Origin of the sequence: Fodinibius saliphilus (assembly GCF_005869845.1) — a bacterium.
In the GTDB taxonomy this organism is placed as follows: domain Bacteria; phylum Bacteroidota; class Rhodothermia; order Balneolales; family Balneolaceae; genus Fodinibius; species Fodinibius saliphilus.
Genome location: NZ_VAWF01000001.1, coordinates 862,616 through 882,092, shown reverse-complemented (window position 1 = coordinate 882,092; position 19,477 = coordinate 862,616). Strand labels below are relative to the sequence as shown.

General features: G+C 39.5%; 17 protein-coding genes. 5 read left to right on the top strand and 12 right to left on the bottom strand.

Annotated features, from left to right (window positions below):
- Positions 1–4: 4 nt before the first annotated feature.
- From FCN14_RS03620 to FCN14_RS03610, 3 genes are all read left to right on the top strand, one after another.
- Positions 5–1,411: an amidohydrolase family protein gene (locus FCN14_RS03620; RefSeq protein ID WP_138429721.1), complete on the top strand. Its 1,407-nt coding sequence runs from the start codon at positions 5–7 to the stop codon at positions 1,409–1,411.
- A gap of 27 nt (positions 1,412–1,438) precedes the next feature.
- Positions 1,439–2,758, top strand: coding sequence for an amidohydrolase family protein (locus tag FCN14_RS03615; protein ID WP_212747557.1), 1,320 nt, complete (start codon positions 1,439–1,441; stop codon positions 2,756–2,758).
- A gap of 138 nt (positions 2,759–2,896) precedes the next feature.
- Positions 2,897–3,715, top strand: coding sequence for a carbon-nitrogen hydrolase family protein (locus FCN14_RS03610; protein ID WP_212747556.1), 819 nt, complete (start codon positions 2,897–2,899; stop codon positions 3,713–3,715).
- Positions 3,716–3,722: 7 nt separating this feature from the next.
- On the opposite strand, the gene FCN14_RS03605 is transcribed toward FCN14_RS03610, so the two are convergent.
- The 4 genes from FCN14_RS03605 to FCN14_RS03590 form a co-directional block, all read right to left on the bottom strand.
- Positions 3,723–4,883, bottom strand: a complete 1,161-nt coding sequence (locus FCN14_RS03605) for a DUF445 domain-containing protein (RefSeq protein ID WP_138429720.1) — start codon at positions 4,881–4,883, stop codon at positions 3,723–3,725.
- Between the two features lie 91 nt (positions 4,884–4,974).
- On the bottom strand, positions 4,975–5,412 hold the full coding sequence (gene ybeY / locus FCN14_RS03600; RefSeq protein WP_138429719.1) for an rRNA maturation RNase YbeY: 438 nt from the start codon (positions 5,410–5,412) through the stop codon (positions 4,975–4,977).
- Positions 5,412–5,876, bottom strand: coding sequence for a hypothetical protein (locus tag FCN14_RS03595; protein ID WP_138429718.1), 465 nt, complete (start codon positions 5,874–5,876; stop codon positions 5,412–5,414). The genes ybeY and FCN14_RS03595 overlap by 1 nt, the downstream gene beginning before the upstream one ends.
- 104 nt (positions 5,877–5,980) lie before the next feature.
- Complete coding sequence (locus tag FCN14_RS03590) at positions 5,981–8,875, bottom strand: protein O-mannosyl-transferase family (protein WP_246043091.1); 2,895 nt, start codon at positions 8,873–8,875, stop codon at positions 5,981–5,983.
- Between the two features lie 337 nt (positions 8,876–9,212).
- Here FCN14_RS03590 and FCN14_RS03585 point away from each other — a divergent pair, with 337 nt between their 5' ends.
- On the top strand, positions 9,213–10,718 hold the full coding sequence (locus FCN14_RS03585) for a sodium-dependent transporter (protein ID WP_138429716.1): 1,506 nt from the start codon (positions 9,213–9,215) through the stop codon (positions 10,716–10,718).
- On the opposite strand, the gene FCN14_RS03580 is transcribed toward FCN14_RS03585, so the two are convergent.
- The 8 genes from FCN14_RS03580 to FCN14_RS03545 all read right to left on the bottom strand — a co-directional run bounded on the left by FCN14_RS03580 (position 10,715) and on the right by FCN14_RS03545 (position 18,384).
- Positions 10,715–11,248, bottom strand: coding sequence for a PH domain-containing protein (locus FCN14_RS03580; protein ID WP_138429715.1), 534 nt, complete (start codon positions 11,246–11,248; stop codon positions 10,715–10,717). The genes FCN14_RS03585 and FCN14_RS03580 overlap by 4 nt on opposite strands.
- A 118-nt stretch (positions 11,249–11,366) precedes the next feature.
- Positions 11,367–11,816 carry a peptide-methionine (R)-S-oxide reductase MsrB gene (gene msrB, locus FCN14_RS03575; RefSeq protein ID WP_138430697.1) on the bottom strand — a complete coding sequence of 150 codons (450 nt, stop codon included), beginning with the start codon at positions 11,814–11,816 and terminating at the stop codon, positions 11,367–11,369.
- A 333-nt stretch (positions 11,817–12,149) separates the two neighbouring features.
- Positions 12,150–12,764: an acyloxyacyl hydrolase gene (locus FCN14_RS03570; RefSeq protein WP_171032794.1), complete on the bottom strand. Its 615-nt coding sequence runs from the start codon at positions 12,762–12,764 to the stop codon at positions 12,150–12,152.
- Positions 12,765–12,856: 92 nt separating this feature from the next.
- Positions 12,857–13,768: a cation diffusion facilitator family transporter gene (locus FCN14_RS03565; protein WP_138429713.1), complete on the bottom strand. Its 912-nt coding sequence runs from the start codon at positions 13,766–13,768 to the stop codon at positions 12,857–12,859.
- A 70-nt stretch (positions 13,769–13,838) separates the two neighbouring features.
- A complete protein-coding gene (locus tag FCN14_RS03560; protein WP_138429712.1) occupies positions 13,839–15,116 on the bottom strand; it encodes a PQQ-dependent sugar dehydrogenase in 1,278 nt (425 codons plus the stop codon).
- 160 nt (positions 15,117–15,276) lie between these two features.
- Entirely contained in the window at positions 15,277–15,603 is a 327-nt protein-coding gene (locus FCN14_RS03555) for a hypothetical protein (RefSeq protein ID WP_138429711.1), read from the bottom strand.
- A gap of 38 nt (positions 15,604–15,641) precedes the next feature.
- Positions 15,642–16,229, bottom strand: a complete 588-nt coding sequence (locus tag FCN14_RS03550) for a hypothetical protein (RefSeq protein WP_138429710.1) — start codon at positions 16,227–16,229, stop codon at positions 15,642–15,644.
- Between the two features lie 94 nt (positions 16,230–16,323).
- Positions 16,324–18,384 (bottom strand): TonB-dependent receptor family protein, encoded by a 2,061-nt coding sequence (locus tag FCN14_RS03545; protein ID WP_171032793.1) that lies wholly within the window; start codon positions 18,382–18,384, stop codon positions 16,324–16,326.
- A 153-nt stretch (positions 18,385–18,537) separates the two neighbouring features.
- Between FCN14_RS03545 and FCN14_RS03540 the strand changes: the two genes are divergently transcribed.
- Positions 18,538–19,467 carry a response regulator gene (locus FCN14_RS03540; protein WP_138429708.1) on the top strand — a complete coding sequence of 310 codons (930 nt, stop codon included), beginning with the start codon at positions 18,538–18,540 and terminating at the stop codon, positions 19,465–19,467.
- Positions 19,468–19,477: the final 10 nt, after the last annotated feature.

Sequence of the window (19,477 nt, the reverse complement as noted above, 5' to 3'; positions counted from 1 at the left end):
TATTATGAAGAAGCTATTATTATTAGTTATAGCACTGTGTATTGGCGTTAGTGGATATGCACAGAAAACAGGCTCTGTTTTAATTAAAAATGGTACGGTAATGACCATCACTGATGGCAATAAAGCCGATACCGATGTATTAATTGAAGATGGAGTCATCACGAAAATAGGAAAAGATCTTTCCGCTCCCAGGGGAGTTGAAATAGTTGATGCCGGTAGTAAGTATGTAATGCCGGGAATTATTGATGCGCACTCACATATAGCTGCAGTTGATGTGAATGAGTGGACCAATCCTGTAACTGCTGAAGTCTCAATGGAGGAATCCATCGATCCTACAGATGTCAATATTTATTGGGCACTGGCAGGAGGGGTAACCTCAATTCATCTGATGCACGGGTCCGCAAATGTAATTGGTGGTCAAAATGAGACACTAAAGCTGCGCTATGGATCCAGTATGGATGAAATGCGTTTCAAGGGGGCACCCCGAACTATAAAGTTTGCACTCGGTGAGAACCCCACACGCGTGCATGGTCAGGGATTTGACGTTAAGCCTCGTAGTCGTATGGGTGTTGAACAGGTTGTGCGAGATCATTTTGATGCAGCCTTGGACTATAAACGCAACCGACAAGAATACTTGGATGCGAAAGAAGCTTACGAGAGCGGAGACCGCGATAATCCTCCTATCCCAGTAGCAAAGAATGAGCGTTTAGAGGTATTAGTTGATATTATTGAAGGTGAAGTTTGGGTACACACCCACTCGTACCGTGCAGATGAAATTGTAATGTTGATGCGCGTTTTCAATGATTACGGAATCGAGAATTATACCTTCCAACATGCTAATGAAGCGTTTAAAGTAGCACCGGAGCTTAAAAAAAATAATGCATATACCTCCGTGTTTGCAGATTGGTGGGCCTATAAGTTCGAGGTATACTACTCTACGGCTTATAATGCTTCCATACTCAATGCCAATGGCGTAAGAAATAGTATTAACTCTGACAGTGGTGAACTTATTCGTCACCTTAATCACGAGGCTGCAAAAGCAGTACACTATGGAGGCACTTCTAAGCAAGATGCTCTAAAGATGATTACGATTAATCCGGCAATGCAGTTGGGTATTGATGATAAGGTTGGCAGTATTGAAGAAGGAAAACACGGAGATATAGCTATCTGGAACGGCCATCCGTTGAGTATCTACAGTATTGCTGAGAAAACGTATGTGGATGGAAAGAAATATTTTGACCGCTCAGAAGATAAGAATGATATGCGACTGGAAGCAGATGCCGAGACTGATTTTGATGAAGGCCGCAGCCGTTGGTACAATGAAAACGGTCGTCAGAACAATACATGCCTGCAAGGAGCTGAGATTCGCTTCACTAAGAAGGGCATGAAGCTCAATCAGAGTAGAAATTAATTGAAATTGAAAGAGGCAGAAATTCTTATGAAGTATTATAAATCATTTTTGACAACATGCCTGTTGGTTTTTGTTATCGGAATGAGCGCCGAAGCTCAAATTACCGAAAAAGCTGAATATGGCAAGTTCGCAATTACAAATGCCACCATCCATACTGTGAGCGATGGTGTTATCCAGAATGGAGTGGTATTGATCAATGGCGAAAAGATTGTCCATGTCGGTAAAAATGCAAAGATTACCGCGGATTATCAGCGTATTGATGCAACCGGAAAGCATCTGTATCCTGGATTTATGGATGCAGGAACCCAACTCGGACTTCAAGAAATTGGAGCTGTAGCAGTGACGAATGATCAAGCTGAATTGGGTGATTTGAATCCCCATGTACGAGCATTTACTGCTATTAATCCAAGTAGTGTTAATATCCCGGTCACACGGGTAAATGGTATTACTCATGTAGTTTCCTTACCCGTTTCAGGTTTGATTTCAGGAAAAGGAACACTCATTGACCTTTATGGCTATTCACCTGATTCCATGGCTGTATCTGCTAATACGGGTTTACACTTAAACTGGCCAAATTCTCAAAAAAGAGGATGGTGGGATGACCGCAGTGACAAAAAGATTAAAAAAGAGTATGAAGAAAAGCTTAAAACTCTGAATAATTTTTGGTCTAAAGCTGAATTTTACCATAAGATGATGTTGGCTTATGAAGCCAATCCACAAAATAAAGAGAAACCCGATGCCGATAAAAAAATGCAGGCGATGAGAGAAGTTATAACTGGAGAAATACCGGTAATAATCTCTGTTGATGCTAAAAAAGATATATTGAATGCTATAGAGTGGACAAAAGAACATCCTGAAGCACGTTTTATTTTAGCAGGCGTACAAGATGGATGGCGGGTAGCTGACGAAATTGCTGATGCCGGTCTACCGTGTTTGGTTTCTACACTTTATACCCCTCAGCGAGATTACGATAATTATCAGAGGCCTTATCAAAATCCCGGAAAGCTACATGAAGCCGGAGTTAAAGTTGCTATTGCTACTGGTGGAGTTGAAAATGTGCGTAATGCGCCTTACCACGCTGGGTACGCGGCAACGTATGGGTTGGGAAAGAAAGAGGCTCTCAAAGCAATTACACTCAATGCTGCAGAGATATTCGATGTTGGGGATCAGCTGGGTAGTATTGAAAAAGGAAAGCAGGCAAATCTCTTTATCTCCGATGGTGATCCCTTTGAGCCGATGAACCATATTGAGCAGGTTTTTATCCGTGGTTATAAAATTCCAATGGTAAGTCGACATACGCAACTTTATGAGGAGTATCTGAATAGAGGAGCAAAATCGAATAAATAACTAAATATAATTACTACCGATCTATTGTAATGAGAAGGTGTGGCATGATAAATGTCACACCTTTTTTATTTTATAACTGATATAATTGCTCTTATATAATTAATTATGTTTCTGATAATATTATCAAACTGAAAATTTATGATGTCATCATCTTATAAGGCCGCTGTTATCCAAATGAATAGTCAAACAGATCTTGATGAGAATCTGGAAAAGGCATTTAATTTGATCAAAGAAGCCTCTGAAAATGGGGCACTCGTTGCAGGTCTCCCTGAAAACTTTGCATTTCTTGGAGGGTTATCGATGCGGATGGAGCGGGCTGATGAGATTGCCGAACGCATACCCCAATTTCTGTCAAAAACGGCAAAAGATTTTGGATTATACATAATGGGGGGCAGCTATCCCGTACCGACCAAAGAAGGGAAAGTTTACAACCACTCTACCATTTATGGTCCTGATGGAATGAAACGTTCATCATATAATAAAATTCATCTTTTTGATGTAGATCTAAGTGAAGAGGAATCATATCGTGAATCGGATTATGTCAAAGCCGGAAAGGTTGAACCGGTTATCTATGAAGATGAAACTATAGGGGATTGGGGATTGTCGGTCTGTTATGATCTCCGTTTTCCGGAACTTTACCGCATATTAGCTGATAGGGCACAGGTATTATCGGTACCTTCGGCCTTTACTTATACTACAGGGCAAGATCATTGGAAAGTGCTGCTCAAAGCTAGGGCAATAGAAAATACCAGTTATATTTTTGCACCGGCACAAACAGGTACTCACGGACCAAATAGAAAAACATGGGGACATGCAATGATTATAGATCCCTGGGGCGATATTATTGCTAATGCCGGTAAAGAACCGGGAGTAGCTTATGGTGAGATTGAACCTTCTAAAATGAAAATAGTACGGGAAAAAATCCCTTCTCTACAACATCGTAGGTTTCAACTGTAGGAATTTCTTATTTGGCTCGTTTCATAAGTATGGTATCAAGGGATAGTAGGGTACCGGATAATACAGCGAGGATTATAACGCTGAGAAGGGGTTCCCAAATAATAAAACCGCCTATTAAACCAAGTATCGCCCCTAAATATTGAATATAATGTAGCTGTTCATTCGTAGCAGATTTTATGATATTTGAGATATGCTGTTCATCATAACTACGTAAATTTTCTTCTACTAGCTTTTGAACATTGAGTTGATTGATAAGCTTGTACAGCAGTGATGTAACAATATTTTCGATGGCATCACTGTGATCATCAATTTTTTGGGGCAGTTCATCCAGCAAGTCATCCATCTTGTTTAACCCACTTTCAACAGAGGTCGGGATTTGAATAAGAGCTTCTTCAATAATATGCTGCATCTCTTGGCCTTTTACAAAGGAGTAGGCTTTGAGGGCTACTTTTTCAAAAGATTTATCATGAATTGCATCTTCAATTTGAAGAAGTATACGCCCGGCAAGAGCACCACGAATTTCAGGATCAGCAATCATTTCATCGAGGTAAATAATGACCCATTCTTTTAACTCATCCCGAAACTCTGGATTATCAATAATACTTTTAATGTATTTGGTTGATTCTTCCCGATAACGGCTTATTACATTTGATTCACTAATCTTTTTCTTTATTATTTCCGGATTGATTAAGTCCTCAGATACTGCGTGAGACAAACGATAGGCGATACGGTTTTTTTGTGCCGGAATAAGTCCGTGTCCTAGAATAGGACGTTTCTCAGCAGGTTTGAAAAGCATAGTAATAGCAAGCCAGTTGGTAAAAAATCCGATTAATCCACTTACACTTACTATTTTAAGAAGGCCCTCAAATTTGAGTTGCCATCCCCAGAGTCCCGTGGAAAGCCCGTTAAAATCCCAAAAGAATGAAATGAAAAACATTATCCCCAACAGGTAGGGGACAATAGATAAAAACTTAATGAGTGAGGCACTGTAGAGTGTTTTACGCTGAGGTGGTGTTGTGGGAGGGGCAGAAGTTTTGGTGAGTTCGTCAATCTTGCTGTATTGAGCAACGATTTTCCAAAGGTGACGAGCATGCTCACGGGTTTTATCTTTGGCTACATCAAGTGCTTTTTTACTATCTTCGTTGGTTTCTAACTGTTGTTTGCCCATAGTAAAGTCTGGTTATGAAATTGCTAACAGAAACCCTATACGAAAATATGGCAAAGTAGTTAGGGGAGAACAACTTTTTTCATGAGATAAATTAAGCGATACTAAGGTAATCGTTTTCTTTGGCAGTCATCAACTGCTTCTGTTCGTTTGTTTTATCTTCATAGCCCGCAAGGTGTAATAAGCCATGGATATATATCCGTAAAAATTCTCTCTTTAAGGGTTCATCAAATTCTACAGCCTGTTCTTTAATTCGAGGGGCACAACAGTACATAGTTCCTTCTATGGACTTATTGTTGGTAGATTCATCATACCGAAAAGTAATAATGTCGGTCACATAATCTCGCTCAAGATGATTTTCGTTTATACGGACGATCTCATCTTCATCCACATACACAACTTCAATAAAATTAAATTCACAACCCTCCGATTTAGAAAGGGCAGAAGCTACTGCAATATATTTTTCGGATGGAAGTGGAACTTCATAGTCTGTTTGGTTAAAAACCTGGACATCAGGCAGCTTACCTTTCATTATTGGTCATCTTCCTCAAATGAAAAGTCGTCGAGATCTACCGATTCTGTAAGAGAAAGGGCAATAGCACACATCATAAGGTCTTCAGGAAGCTGAGTGAAATCACTGTTGAGTATGGTATCTCCAACGTTAGCATAGAGGCTGCATCCCGCCGTTTGTTCAACAATAAGACCAGAAGTTCTTCCTTGTTGACGTCCGAAAAAGGTAACCTGTTTGAGCATGTCACTTGCTATAAAGGCAGTACAGTTATGGAGTTGCAAAAAAGTATTTTGCGCATATACTGAAACCATATTCATGTTATCGCCTTTGACATCAAGACCAAGATGAATTTCAAGGGCCAGCTTTCGACCTTCCTCTTCGTTTGAAACTTCCAGCCGATACACATCATTGCCTAAAGGTTTGGCTTCGGTTTTAAGGACGTCGGCGATAGCATCAATATTTTCTTTTGTAAACTGGTGAACCATTGAGTACGAACTTATGACGTATTTTCAATTACGGTGTAAATATACTATTCCGATTGAAGAATAAGAAATTTAAGATTTCTTTAATACAATAAATATCTGATTTATTAGAGTCCATATTGCTCAACTTTTGATTTACTGGCCTCTTTAGAATCCGGGAAGGGAAGCTGTCCGCCCGTAATTTCATTTACTTTATCGTAAAGCGCCGTGGCTTTCTCATCATTTCCTGCTAGATAGTATATCCGCTGAATAATAACCAAGAAGTCTCTACTCCGGGAGAGGTTGCGCGAAATTGTTTGGCGACGCTGCATTACATTTTGGATTCGACTGCGTAGTTGCTGTTGTTTACTCATGTCAGCATTCTGACGGGCCTCCTTGGTTTCTTGATTGAGCTGTTCTATCTCTTGTCGCATTTCAGAAAACTTTACCATGTTTTCTTTAAGCATTTCAATGGCCTTCTTTTCTGCCTTATTCGCTAGTTCAAGGGCTTCAGTTGTTCCTCCAACATCAGCATAATTATAAGCGTACATCACCAGCGGATACAGTCCTGTAGAGGCTTTAAGGAAGGGAATACGTTCTTGTCCCCATTTTAGCCAATAGCGGGCACTATCTGGTTGTCCCAGCTCTTTATATTTATCAGCTAATTCCGTGATGCTTACTTGGTAGTTGCTAAGCATGCGACGAATATTTTCATCAAGGTATACATCTGGGCTATTCCACTTACGGAATCGGAATTTTTTGAGTCGTTTTGCATGAATTTTTGGATTGATCCATCCATAACGATCACCTTTATGCTTATCAGGAACAACCCGGTAAGCCTTGCCCTCAAATCGGAAATAGGACTGTAAGTTTAATTGACTTTGACGCGATACTGTGTTGGCAAAATACACAGGACGAAGCCAGCGGTTAGTTTTTAAAATGTCTAAGATAACTTCGTCTTGTACTTGAGTATAATATCGTTGTTTGCCGTCACGTCCTTTCCCTAGTGAGCGTCCTTTATAATACCATGATACTTCATCATCTAATGAGTCTACGGGCATATCAAAGTCAATCCCTTTTGAATATATTTCGAGGGAAGTGTCAGGTTTTACACCAATTGTTTCTTTGTATTTATTTTCATCAGAGAATGCTTTTTGCAAAAGATTTCTATTAACAGGGATAGAAATGGTATCTGGCTCATGCAGATTGTAATTCTGAGTGAGTTGATCAATCTCGTCATTTGTAAGAGAAATTGGCAGTGGAGGAGACTCATGGGACCACTGATCACGCAGTTGCTTAATGTACCATTCGGTATTAAGAAGGCTCAAACAAACAATACGTACATCGGTACGTATCCCTTCTACCTCTTGTAGATACCACAATGGAAAGGTGTCGTTGTCACCATTGGTGAAGAGAATAGAATTGGGGGCTGCTGATTGTAAAAGGTTATAAGCATAATCGGGTGCTACGTAGCGTTCACTTCGATCATGGTCATGAAAGTTTTGCACGCCAACCAAAACCGGGGAAGCTAGCAATAGTATCCCAATGGTGCTATAGGCGGCTACTTTATTACTGTTAAGATATTCTTTGATCAATTCTATCAGTCCCATTCCACCCATACCAATCCATATTGAAAAGGCAAAGAAGGAACCGACGTAGGCGTAATCTCTTTCTCGCGGTTGCATAGGGGTTTGATTTAGAAATACGATAATAGCCAGACCGGTAAATGCAAAGAGGGCAAAGACCGAGAGGGCCCGTTTCCAATCATTTTGGAAGTGAAAAAGCATTCCGAAAAGGCCTAATAGGAATGGGATATAGTAATAACTATTATGCGCGGGATTATCTTCATGTTCCGTATCTACAAAACCAGCCTGCCATCCGGAATCCTGGATATCAGCATCTCTGCCAATGAAGTTCCAAGCAAAGTATCTCCAATACATATGCTTAAGCTGATAATCTAAGAAGAAGTCTAGATCACTGGAATACTGAGAGTATTGACGTATATGTTGGGGTGCCGTTGAATAACGCCGGGGAAAAAAGGTTTCATTATCCCTGTCAATAGTGCCTTTGGCATTATCATATGAATAACCAGTTAATAGGGGCGTATTCCCATACTGCTTACGTTCAAGATAGTCGATAAAAGATTCAACGGTTTCAGGGTCATTTTCATCAATTGGCGGATCTGCAGATGAACGAATAAAAATTAGGGCATATGAAGAATAGCCTATTAAAATCATCGTATAACATAATATCACGATGTTGGCAGTTCGGTGATTATTCTTATGCGTATAGTAAAGGCCCCAGCTAATAGCCAAAAGAACCATTATTATAAAAGCAATTGGGCCAATAAGACCATAGCTAGCTGTTGTTATCCCCTCCATTATGGACGGTATGGATTGCAGGGTAAAGGGATAAATTAATAAGAAGGAAACAGACGCCAAGCCCGCCATTAAAGCAAAAGAACCCCAGTCGAACTCTTTTTTCTTGAAGTAAATGATAAGAGCTACAAAGAAAAGGGCCAATAAATTCAGCAGGTGGACCCCAAGCGCAAGCCCGAATAAATAGGAAATAAGAATTAGCCAGCGCTCATTGTGGGGAGCATCGTGGTTTTCTGCCCATACCAGTGCCAGCCAAACCACCATGGCTGTAAAAAACAGGGATATCGCATATACTTCTGCTTCTACAGCATTAAACCAGAAGGTATCAGTTACGGCAAATGTCAATGCCCCCAACAGTGAACCGCCATACATTCCGATTTTGTCGATGCTAATCATACTTTCAGGTGCCCCTTTCCATTCTCGGACCAGGCGTACACTGATAAGATAGAGCAACATTACCGTTAGTGCAGAACTTAATGCACTAATAAAGTTTATACTTATGGCTACATAAGAGGCAGGCATGAACATAGAAAACAGGCGGCCCAGCAGCGAATAAAAAGGTGCTCCGGGAGGGTGATTAACCTGTAACCCATGGGCAACAGCAATGAACTCTCCGGCATCCCAGAAGCTTGCTGTCGGTGCCATTGTAAGGGTATATAAAACGAGACTAGCTAAAAAAGTAAATAGGGCTAAAGTACGGTTGGTCGAGGTATGGTTCGAAAACATTCGCGCCTATATTGTTTAAATACAATTAAATTCTGGTTGTGTAGCAGGCAATAATAGCCATAGGTGTGATAGAATCAAAATATCGATCTACAATAGGATAGTTCAACTATTTTTGCCCCTTTTAACGCATGGGATTATCAAATATTTTTAAAATTTGATAACAATTGAATGAAAGGGTTGCCACTCCCCCAAAAATTCCTTAAAAATAGACGCATCTGTTTATTTATTCTAAAACTATGAAATCAAAACTATATTCATGGGTTCTAAAAACCAAGGCAACGAATTCTTTTCATCAAAACTGGGACTTATTCTCAGTGTACTGGGTATTGCTGTAGGTACAGGGAATATTTGGCGATTTCCACGAATCGCAGCACAAAATGGTGGACAGGAAGGAGCCGGAGCATTTCTTGTTGCCTGGATCTGTTGCTTGTTCTTATTTTCGATCCCACTAATTATTGCAGAGTATGGGATTGGCCGGCATGGCCGAAAAGGGGTGGTAGGTTCCTTTATAAAGCTGGTTGGACGAAAATATGCTTGGATGGGAAGCTTTATAGGTTTTGTGGCCACGGCGATTATGTTTTACTATAGTGTTGTAGCAGGTTGGTGTTTATATTATTTAATTGAATCGGTTACCAGCAGTCTGCCGGCAAATATACAGCAGGCTGAAGCAGTATGGTATGGGTTTCAGGGATCGGCTTGGCCTTCCGTTTTTCATGCTGTTATGATGGGTTTAGGCGGTTTTATTGTTGTTAAAGGCATCTCTTCTATTGAACGTATCAACAAGGTTTTAATTCCGTCACTACTTTTAGTAGTAATAATTTCTCTGACACGTGCTATTACCTTAGAGGGCAGTGGTCAGGGGCTCGAATACCTTTTTACCCCGGATTGGTCAATGTTGAGTGAACCAAGTCTCTGGTTAGAGGCCTTAACACAAAATGCATGGGATACCGGGGCTGCGTGGGGGCTTATATTGACATATGGAGCGTATATGCGTACCAAAGACGATGTGACAATCAGTGCCTTTCAGACCGGTATTGGAAATAATATTGTTTCATTGTTGGCAGCAATGACGATCTTTGCAACAGTTTTTGGCACATTGGGAAGTACCATGGCAAATGGGGAAATTTTGGATATCATGAAAACCTCAGGGCCGGCTTCAACAGGACTAACTTTTATGTGGATGCCGCAACTCTTTAATGAAATGGCCGGCGGTACCGCTTTCGCAATACTATTCTTCTTGGGATTAACATTTGCAGCATTCAGTTCCCTTATATCGATGATTGAATTAGCAAGCCGGGTGTTGGTTGATATGGGATTCCCACGGAAAAATGCCACTATTGCAATTTGTATAACCGGTTTTTTCTTGGGTATGCCTTCTGCTATATCAACTGATATATTAGCAAATCAGGATTTTGTATGGGCTGTAGGTCTCATGGTTTCCGGTGCCTTTATGTCGTTTGCTATTATCAAGTTTAATCCTGATCAATTCCGTAAAAAGATTGTCAATAACAATGAAAGTAAAATTAAACTTGGCAAATGGTGGTCAGTAATCATTAAATATGTGGTGCCTGTTGAGGTCATTTCATTACTGGTTTGGTGGATCTATCTCAGTATTACCTCATACGCACCTGAAAGCTGGTACAATCCACTTAGTGCATTTTCAGTAGCGACTATAGCCGTGCAGTGGGGAATAGCAATGGGTGTTTTCTACTTTTATAATGGTAAAATAGCTGATAGAACAATGGCCGGTGATAAAAGTTAAGGTTCTATTTTTTGTTCAATTATTTTTAGTGAATCGCGGATCTCCTTAAGTACGGCCAATGTCGAATCATTATTATGGGCATTGGAAGGATTTGACTTATTTTCCGTTACTATATCACGTTGTTTAAGTACATTAGACCGAAATACAGAAGCGTCTTTAATACCAATTAGGGTGAGGTCTGCACCGTTTTTCGCACTGCTGCCGGCTGTTTCAACCTTTAGTATACTGAGACCAAAAAAACGTAATAGGGGCCCTTCTTTAAAGGTAAGATCTTGTATTTTATCTAATGGAATTGTGCGTTCAACGTGAAATAGGAGACCTTTCTCAAATCGCAAAGCTCGATTTGTTAATTCAGCACTCAGCCGATTAAAGTAACGATCGATTAATAACCATCCTACAATCCACAAAATTGGGAGCAATAGGATTCCAAAAATGGTAGCTGTTAATATCAGTGAAAGGTAAACTATTAAATACACTTTTATTTTGGGATTGAACTCCCCCTTGAGTATAACGTTATCTGATGTAGTCATAGGATATAAGCTGCATTACTGTTTTTGCAAGAGATAAATAATAAAACAGGATCCAATAAAAAAAGGACAGACCTTTTCGTCTGTCCTTCATTACGAAATTACAGCTCATTAGTTAGTATTATTCTTTTTTTTCTTTGACAGGTAGATTTTGCACATCAGTTTTGGACAATTCTTTTTCCTCAAAATCTAAGGCAAGTGAGTTCAGGCAGTATCGAAGTCCGGTAGGTTCGGGCCCATCTTTAAATACATGCCCCAAGTGTGATCCGCAACGTGAACATACTACTTCGGTACGGGTCATAAAAAAGCTGTTATCTTCTTTTTCGCCAATCGCAGATGGTTTAATGGGTTTCCAGAAGCTGGGCCAGCCTGTACCCGAAGCATATTTTGTTTTTGATGTAAATATCGGTTGACCGCAAGCTCCACAGTAATAAACACCTTCTTTTTTATTGTCATAATATTCATTGACGTAAGGGAGCTCGGTGCCTCGGTCTCGTAGAATCCGATATTCAGAGGAGGTCAATATCTGTTTCCATTCTTCTTTTGTTTTTTCAACTTTATATTTCTCCATTGTATCTGATTGTGCTGCCTCTAACTCATGGGTATGCATAGACGCAGCTTCTACCTCAGGTTGATTTGTAGACTCTTTACTGGCACAGGCCAAAAGCAATAGTGAGATTAGCAGTGCTGGATATTTCATGATCTGTCAATTTATTATTATTGGCATTTACCTAACAATACGTGCAATTCCAACATTCGGATTTATGATATCTATGATCACTTGGGGTTTTAATGGGGAATTTAATTTCATTTATAGCTAGATTAGATTTTATGTCAATCTAGGTTTGCATGGTTAATTTCAATAAGAAAGTGCTTAAAGAAATAGATGAGTGGTAGAGAGTAATCAAAAAATAGTAATGCCAGTGTAAAAAATATTGGAGTCGATGCCGGGATTAATAGTTCCCAAAAAGAAATTTGACATATGGTGGTACTTATAACCTAAAGTGAAAGAAAAGTTCTGGGATATCATATACTCAACCCCTCCTCCAAGTTCCAGAGTAAAGTTAAATTTTCTTCCTCGCTCATCTGGAAACGGTCGTTTGAAATACATAAAGCCAGTAGAAGTTTTGAAAAAGGGCTGAATAACATTTCGTTTGCCAAGATTTATTTGGAATCCTAAAGGGGTACCACCAAAACCAGAGAACTCTCCAGAGCCATATTCAAACTTAGTGGGGGATAATGAATAATGGACAGAAATATTAAGTTCAGAAACATACTCTATAGTATGTATATTATTTAATTCTAAAATTTTTCGATTATATCGCAAGCCTAAAACACCTAGGTTACCCTTTGGTATTTTCCCCCAAAATCCCCGGCTAGAGTGAAAGGAATAGCCACCGACTACATGAAATTCATGAATATTACTATTATTACCTCGAATCCACTCAAAATGATCTATGAATTTGGTTTGCGAGGTCTCTTTATTGTTAGCAGTAGATGGAACTTCAGTTTGTGCCAAGACTAATTGTATACCGCTAATGAGAGATATTAGCAGTATGAGTATAATGAATCGGTAATGCATATATAGTAATAACTAAAAGCAGATCGATATTAACGTTGTGTATGGTCCTCAGCTTCTACAAAAACGCGTTTAACTAATGGAAATTCTTTTTTGATCTCCTTAGTGATTTGAGCAATATCATTTTCTAACCCGGATACAGCTAAAGAATCCTTGAAGTCCACACTAATATTTGCAAGTATGAAATTAGGTCCCATGTGCATTGTCAGGGCTTCATTAACATTAAGTATTGCTTCGTGCTGTGATGCAATTTTGCGAATACCTGCAACTATTTCAGTGTCAGCACTTTCACCTATCAATAAGCCCTTCGTTTCATAAGCTAACCAGGCAGCGGTTACACCAAGTATAAGTCCGATGATGATAGATGCAATACCATCAAATATGTGAAGTCCGGTAAGTTGGCCCAGTGCAATACCAACAAAGGCTACTACCAGCCCGAGCATCGCAGCTGTATCTTCAAAAAGCACCACAAAGGTAGTGGGGTTTTTTTCTTTACGAACGGCTTCATAATACCCACGATCACCACGAGCAGCATTAAACTCTTTCCATGCAAAATACCAAGCAAAACCTTCAAAGATCATTGCCAATCCTAAGACCACGTAATTAACTAACGGATTTTTTACGGGATGGGGATCGATAAGGCTGTGAATTCCCTCATAGATTGAGATACCGGCCCCAACTGCAAAAATCATAATTGCAACTACAAAGCTCCAAAAGTAGATCTCTTTACCATGACCAAAAGGGAAATCTTTATCAGCAGGCTTTTTAGATTTCTTAAGACCTAAAAGGAGCAATATTTGGTTTCCGGTATCAACAAGGGAGTGAATCCCTTCCGACATCATTGCTGCACTGCCGGTAAAAAAGGCGGCAAAAAATTTAGTAATTGAGATTAAACCGTTTCCGATTAATGCCGCATAAATTACTTTCTTGGATGATGAAGCCATAGGTTATTTGATACTGAAACTATTGGTTATGGTTTTAAATATATTTTAGAGTAGATAACTAATAGATTGATTAATCACCGGTATAAAAGATTCGCCATATTTTCCCGTTACGAGAGTCTGTTATTAATAAGGAACCGTCATTATGAATGGCTAAGCCCATAGGACGATACTGGGCATTGGCGGGAGATTCGAGGCTGTCTTTCCCTGCAAAGCCATCAGCAAAATCCCAGTAATTACCGGTTGGCTTATCATTTTCAAAAGGAGCGAATACTATTTTATATCCTTGTTGAGGTTCAGGCGCCCTGTTCCAGCTTCCGTGGAAGGCAATAAAAGCACCATTGAGGTATTTTTGAGGAAACTGTGATTTTTTGTAGAACAGCAGGTCGTTAGGTGCCCAGTGGCCTGGAAAGGCTAAAATGGGATCTTCATACTTTCCTTTTTCAGCTACTGTCTCACCATCACCGCCATATTCCGGGGCAAGCATCTTTTCGCCTCGTTGGTGATCGTAGTAGGTATACGGCCAGCCAAAATTATCGCCTTCTTGAACTTCAAAAAACTCTTCCGCAGGCAGAATAGCATTCTGTTCTACGGTGTAATAATCCGGCCATAACGTATGTAATTGGTCTCTACCATGTTGAACAACATATAAATGATCAGTCTGTTTATTCCAATCTAATGCAACGGCATTTCGAATACCGGTTGCATAACGTGTACCATCCTCTTGAAGAGATTGGCCGGTAGTGTTAGCATCGAATTGCCAGATGCCGCCATGGCTTTCCAGTTGGGGGCAGGGGGCCATGCCAGGTGATCCCGGAGTACGCATCTCTTCTTGGCAAGCATTTGATGGACCGCCTATATTAACATAAAGGTTGCCATTTTGATCAAAGGCAATAGATTTAGCAGCATGTTGACGCTGTTCGGGGAAGCCATCAACGACTATTTCGGCATTATTGCTGGGAACAAGTTCATTTTCTTGGAGCTTATAACGAACGATTTCAGTTTTAGATCCAAAATAGAGATAGCCATCATAAATATGTATACCAGTGCCACTATAATCTCCAAAGTACTTTGTTATATCAGCAATACCATCATTATTCTCATCAGCCAGAGCAACAATGCCGTTGCCATTATGGGGTTCTCTAAGTGCGACATATATATTTCCATTCTCATCTACTGTTATATGTCTTGCCTGACCAATACTATCAGTTACTACAGTTGCTTTAAAGCCGTCTGGTAGGTTGATGCCTCCATTATCATCTGCAAAATCAATATTAGAGCTGGTTTGGCTGCTACAGGCAGTAAACGCAATAACAGTTATTAATAAAAGAAGATGCTCTACTGTTTTCATAGTTTTAATATTTATTGAAGTTTATTATACACTCATCGATAGTATAACGATTTACTTTCTGCAAGCCCATCAGGGGTGCCGCCATTAAATAAGGCATTTTATTTGAAAATCGTTAGGTCTAATATTAAAGTAACTGGTAGGTGGATGCTGATTAATATAATCAGCTATTGTCAATTTTACGTTGAGTAAGAAATGATAATCCCCATATTAGCAACCATCCACCGGCCAGGTACCAATGTTGGAAATACGTTAGGGTTCCAGTATTAATAGCATATAATAAGTGACTGAACCATTTGGGGGCTTCTGTTTTTGCTTTGTTCATCATATTAAGGAAATCATCACCAATAAGAACAAACAATTTAACAAAAAGCAAAAGACCTGTGTATCCCCAAAGTAGCCAAAAGAGAAAAGAGTGTTCTACCAAAACGGTAGTAATAATTGTAGCAGTTACAATTATATCAACGATTACGTCTTTGAGCCAGCTCATAAAAATTAATTTGGATAGATTAAACTAGTGCTCTCCAATTAAAGGATTGTAAGACTCTTTATCCAAACAACTTCACTGGAATTTTCACCTATATCTTTCCGAGTAAGGGAGGTTTTAAGTTTCCAGCCGTCTGGTGAGTTCACATTTACAAGAACCCCTTTCATTTTTACGACCTGTCCTTGACGTAATGAAGAAATTTTATCACGTATTTTTTGTGTAGAGCCAATAAGATGCATATTGGCAGCGTGTTGCCACATTTTTTGTTGCTCAAGTGGAGGGCGGGCCATTTCCCAGTAAAAACTACGATCGGACTGTCGAACCATCAAAGATTCAAGGTTCGTTTCGTTAGACATTGGCCCCCAGCCAAAAACAACATCGAAAGGTGTTAGCTCTGAGTATTTGTCGAAATAGTAGCCTTTAGTTGACAGCACTCTTGCTTCAAGTTTAAAATTAGCTCTTGGGGTGAGTATAAAATCCTTATAGCTAATTTTTTTACTATTAAAAGTGGTTTCCTGCACAGGTGTATTGGGGGCAACAATGCCAGGACCATGTGTAACGGGACGGGTGGTCCAATAATAATATATACCTCCTCCGATTAGTACAATTATTAGTAAATGCTTTATCATAATAGCCGTCTGTTTTTTTATTATCCCTTTTTTAACAAGAGAACGAGACCGCTAATTGTTACAATATTATTGAAAAATTTCTTGAATGGGGATTCTACAACGATACGGATACCCCAAAACGCCAACTACGACCGGGAGCTGGTTCATAATATCGCCCCCCAAAGGCATTAACTACAATAGAACCATTGTAACGTGTGTCTAATACGTTCTCAATATTTATAAATGGCTGGACCTTTGCTTTATTGCCTGTTATCGACCAGAGGTAACTGAACTTAATATCGAACACCCCGTAACGATCGTTATAGGCGGTATTAAGATTATTAGCGGTATAGCCACTGTTATAGTTATATGCCAGTTCGCCGGAGAATGTTCCAAACTTCCAGCTGAGTTGGTTGTTAAGTCTGAACGTGGGAATGCCGGGCACTTCATTTCCGGTAACCGATTGGTTTACAGTTTGTTTAAAAATAGCCCTGGTCAAGTTTGCTGTTGAACTCAATTTTAAGTTAGTGTTAAACTGTATCAAAATACGCCCTTCAATACCTGCATGGGATGTTTGGCCCTGATTGCGATAAAAGGTAGGCCCGTTCGGGTCTAACTTATAAGGTAGAAGCATATCTGAAATCCACAGCTTATATGCTGCGATATCATACGATAATGGGTTGTTCGGTGTAGTTTTTCGAACACCGACTTCTACTCCTACTGTTTGTTCTGGTTTTAGGGATGGGTTAAACCCATTACCGCCACCAGGACGATTTACTAATTCAGTAGTTGTTGGGGCTTCGAAAGAAGTACTTACATTTGTATAAAAAGTATGAGGTGACGGGGTGAAACTAATGCCTAAACTGGGGCTAAAAGATTGAAATGTTCTATTACTTGCTTGTTGATTAGTTTTTGTATCTGCTTCGAAAGTCAGGCGATCGAAACGAATACCTCCCATAAAATTTATATTACCAATGGTGTAGGTTCCATTTAAAAAGGCGGCTTGATTCCATACTCTTTCAATCTGGTCTACCGTAATGGCCCCTCGCTGGGCATTCCCTGTGTTTTCAAATTCAGTGCGGTCATCATTCTGAAATTTTGTTTCGATACCAAACTGGAGATTGGCATTATTCCAATCTTTATCAAAGGTAGCCCTAAGACCACCAGCCCAGCGATTGACTGTAATAATACCAAAGGGGAGTGGATTGCTTAAGTCTCTATAGATTCCATATCCAGTGAGATTGAATATACCAGCTGTAGTATCCAGAGTATATGACAGGCCAGCTTGCCCCTGACTTATCGTTTTTCCAGCTTTAGCAGAATCAGCGAATATTGATCGAGCCATTGTGGGATTTTCTTCGGCCTGTTGTTTTGTTAAGCTGCTGGGATGTTGTGCTTCCGGCATATAAATAACTCCCGCTTGGTACTGGAGCTGACTTTTTGAAGTGAGATTGGTTCTTCCGGTTATGCCCGAACGAAACATCTTTACTCCGCTGTAATCTCGAAACCCATCTGATGCGAGATAACTAGAATAAAGCGACATATCATGATCAGGGTTTGATGTTGAGTATTCTATTTCACCCTTTCGCATGCCATAAGATCCGGCCATGGTACGCATTCTCAGGGTATTATCTTTATTATGAGAAGGTTTTGTAGAAAGGTAAAGCACACCACCACTGCTATTGCCCCAGTAGGTAGCGGCAGGACCCCGAACGAGTTCAGCACGTCTAATAAAGGCAGGATCTATAATATTTATCATTGTTTGTCCGTCTGCTACTGTAAGGGGAATGCCGTTGAGGACAACTTGTATACCGCGTACCCCAAAAGCTGCACGCCAGCCAATACCTCGAATAGTCAGCTTTTCACCTAGTGCATAATTATTGCGGTCACTTACCCACAGCCCGGGTAACTGCGCGCCCACACTACTTAGTGAAAGGGGAGCGGATTGATTGAGCTCTTGTTCATTGATTCTGGCTGTAGTAAAGGAGATAGGAGCCGTTTCAGTACTAACAGTAGATTGAATTGCGGTAATTGTAATTGGATCTAATTCTACCTTTAAGCTATCCTTGTTTGATTGGCTAAGGGCATTACCATGAATAAAGAACAAAGCATAAAATAGAATTAAAGCTTTGGTAAAAAGTTTATTAAAATTTTCTATACTTAGTAAAACAGACATTTGACCGATAAGCATTATAAGGTTGGATCGATTTTCTGGTGGTTCCTGTATTAATAGATGTAGAATGTAAAAAAATATAGAACCAGAAGAAGTTAAATATGGAATAGTCTAGCTGTTTACGCAAAATTATAAAGGGTTTTAAAGATTATTAAAATGGATTATCAAATATTAGTAATTGATGATGATAAGCCGATGCATATTTTCATAGATAAGGTGTTATCGGATGACTATAAGGTAGTTCATGCCAATGATGCCCAAGAGGGAATCGATATTTTGTCTAAAGAGCCAATAAATCTTGTTATTGCTGATATATATATGCCGGGACTAAATGGTCTTGATTTTGTACAGGTTTTGAAAAAAGATTCTCTTAAGAAACAAATTCCAGTGTTGGTAATGAGTAATTTGCCGACAGAAGAGAAAAAGGAAAAGGCTTTAACTTATGGTGCTGCTGATGTAATCAATAAATCTGAAATTATCAGCAACCACGATGAATTACTTGAGACTGTACAACTGAAGCTAGTCACTAATGTAGTAGTACCGGAAGTGGGTGATCTTGTAAATAAAAAGAACAAGCTTATTAAAAAAATAATGTCTGATGCGCGTAACAGCGATTTTCAGACTCTTATTAAGGATTTGTGTGACGATATCTTTGAAGAATTCAATCTTGATTATGTTGCTTTTTGTGAAATATCCGATGGTGTGCCGGAACTCATTTGTGATTCCAATAAGTATTCTACAAACGGTTATAGCTTTTCAGAAGACTTGCCTAATGAAGGGACTTTTATAAAGCTAAAAAAAGAAGGTCAGCCATATTTATCTAATAATGTTTTTGGGGAAGGGGAAGGCATTATGCAAAGTTTTTCAAAAAAACATGACCTATCTTCAGAAATAACGGTACCTCTTTTTGCAGCGGATGAAAAGAGATTACTAATGAACGATATGAAAGTGCCTGATAATGCAGAGTTGTTTGGGCTATTCATACTTAAAAGAAATAAGCTTTTTACTACAGAAGAGTATCAAATGCTTTCGCGGTTATTGGTTCAGACTGGTTCAGTTTTATGGCGTATGTATACTAAATCATAGTTAGTTCATT

What these genes read in the sequence shown, in the direction of transcription:
- FCN14_RS03615 (WP_212747557.1), top strand. Translation starts at nt 1,439, where the DNA reads ATGAAGTATTATAAATCATTTTTGACAACATGCCTGTTGGTTTTTGTT.
- FCN14_RS03605 (WP_138429720.1), bottom strand. Translation starts at nt 4,883, where the DNA reads ATGGGCAAACAACAGTTAGAAACCAACGAAGATAGTAAAAAAGCACTT.
- FCN14_RS03550 (WP_138429710.1), bottom strand. Translation starts at nt 16,229, where the DNA reads ATGATAAAGCATTTACTAATAATTGTACTAATCGGAGGAGGTATATAT.
- FCN14_RS03565 (WP_138429713.1), bottom strand. Translation starts at nt 13,768, where the DNA reads ATGGCTTCATCATCCAAGAAAGTAATTTATGCGGCATTAATCGGAAAC.
- FCN14_RS03595 (WP_138429718.1), bottom strand. Translation starts at nt 5,876, where the DNA reads ATGGTTCACCAGTTTACAAAAGAAAATATTGATGCTATCGCCGACGTC.
- FCN14_RS03555 (WP_138429711.1), bottom strand. Translation starts at nt 15,603, where the DNA reads ATGAGCTGGCTCAAAGACGTAATCGTTGATATAATTGTAACTGCTACA.
- ybeY (WP_138429719.1), bottom strand. Translation starts at nt 5,412, where the DNA reads ATGAAAGGTAAGCTGCCTGATGTCCAGGTTTTTAACCAAACAGACTAT.
- FCN14_RS03580 (WP_138429715.1), bottom strand. Translation starts at nt 11,248, where the DNA reads ATGACTACATCAGATAACGTTATACTCAAGGGGGAGTTCAATCCCAAA.
- FCN14_RS03540 (WP_138429708.1), top strand. Translation starts at nt 18,538, where the DNA reads ATGGATTATCAAATATTAGTAATTGATGATGATAAGCCGATGCATATT.
- FCN14_RS03620 (WP_138429721.1), top strand. Translation starts at nt 5, where the DNA reads ATGAAGAAGCTATTATTATTAGTTATAGCACTGTGTATTGGCGTTAGT.
- FCN14_RS03545 (WP_171032793.1), bottom strand. Translation starts at nt 18,384, where the DNA reads ATGTCTGTTTTACTAAGTATAGAAAATTTTAATAAACTTTTTACCAAA.
- msrB (WP_138430697.1), bottom strand. Translation starts at nt 11,816, where the DNA reads ATGGAGAAATATAAAGTTGAAAAAACAAAAGAAGAATGGAAACAGATA.
- FCN14_RS03610 (WP_212747556.1), top strand. Translation starts at nt 2,897, where the DNA reads ATGATGTCATCATCTTATAAGGCCGCTGTTATCCAAATGAATAGTCAA.
- FCN14_RS03560 (WP_138429712.1), bottom strand. Translation starts at nt 15,116, where the DNA reads ATGAAAACAGTAGAGCATCTTCTTTTATTAATAACTGTTATTGCGTTT.
- FCN14_RS03585 (WP_138429716.1), top strand. Translation starts at nt 9,213, where the DNA reads ATGGGTTCTAAAAACCAAGGCAACGAATTCTTTTCATCAAAACTGGGA.
- FCN14_RS03590 (WP_246043091.1), bottom strand. Translation starts at nt 8,875, where the DNA reads ATGGCACCGACAGCAAGCTTCTGGGATGCCGGAGAGTTCATTGCTGTT.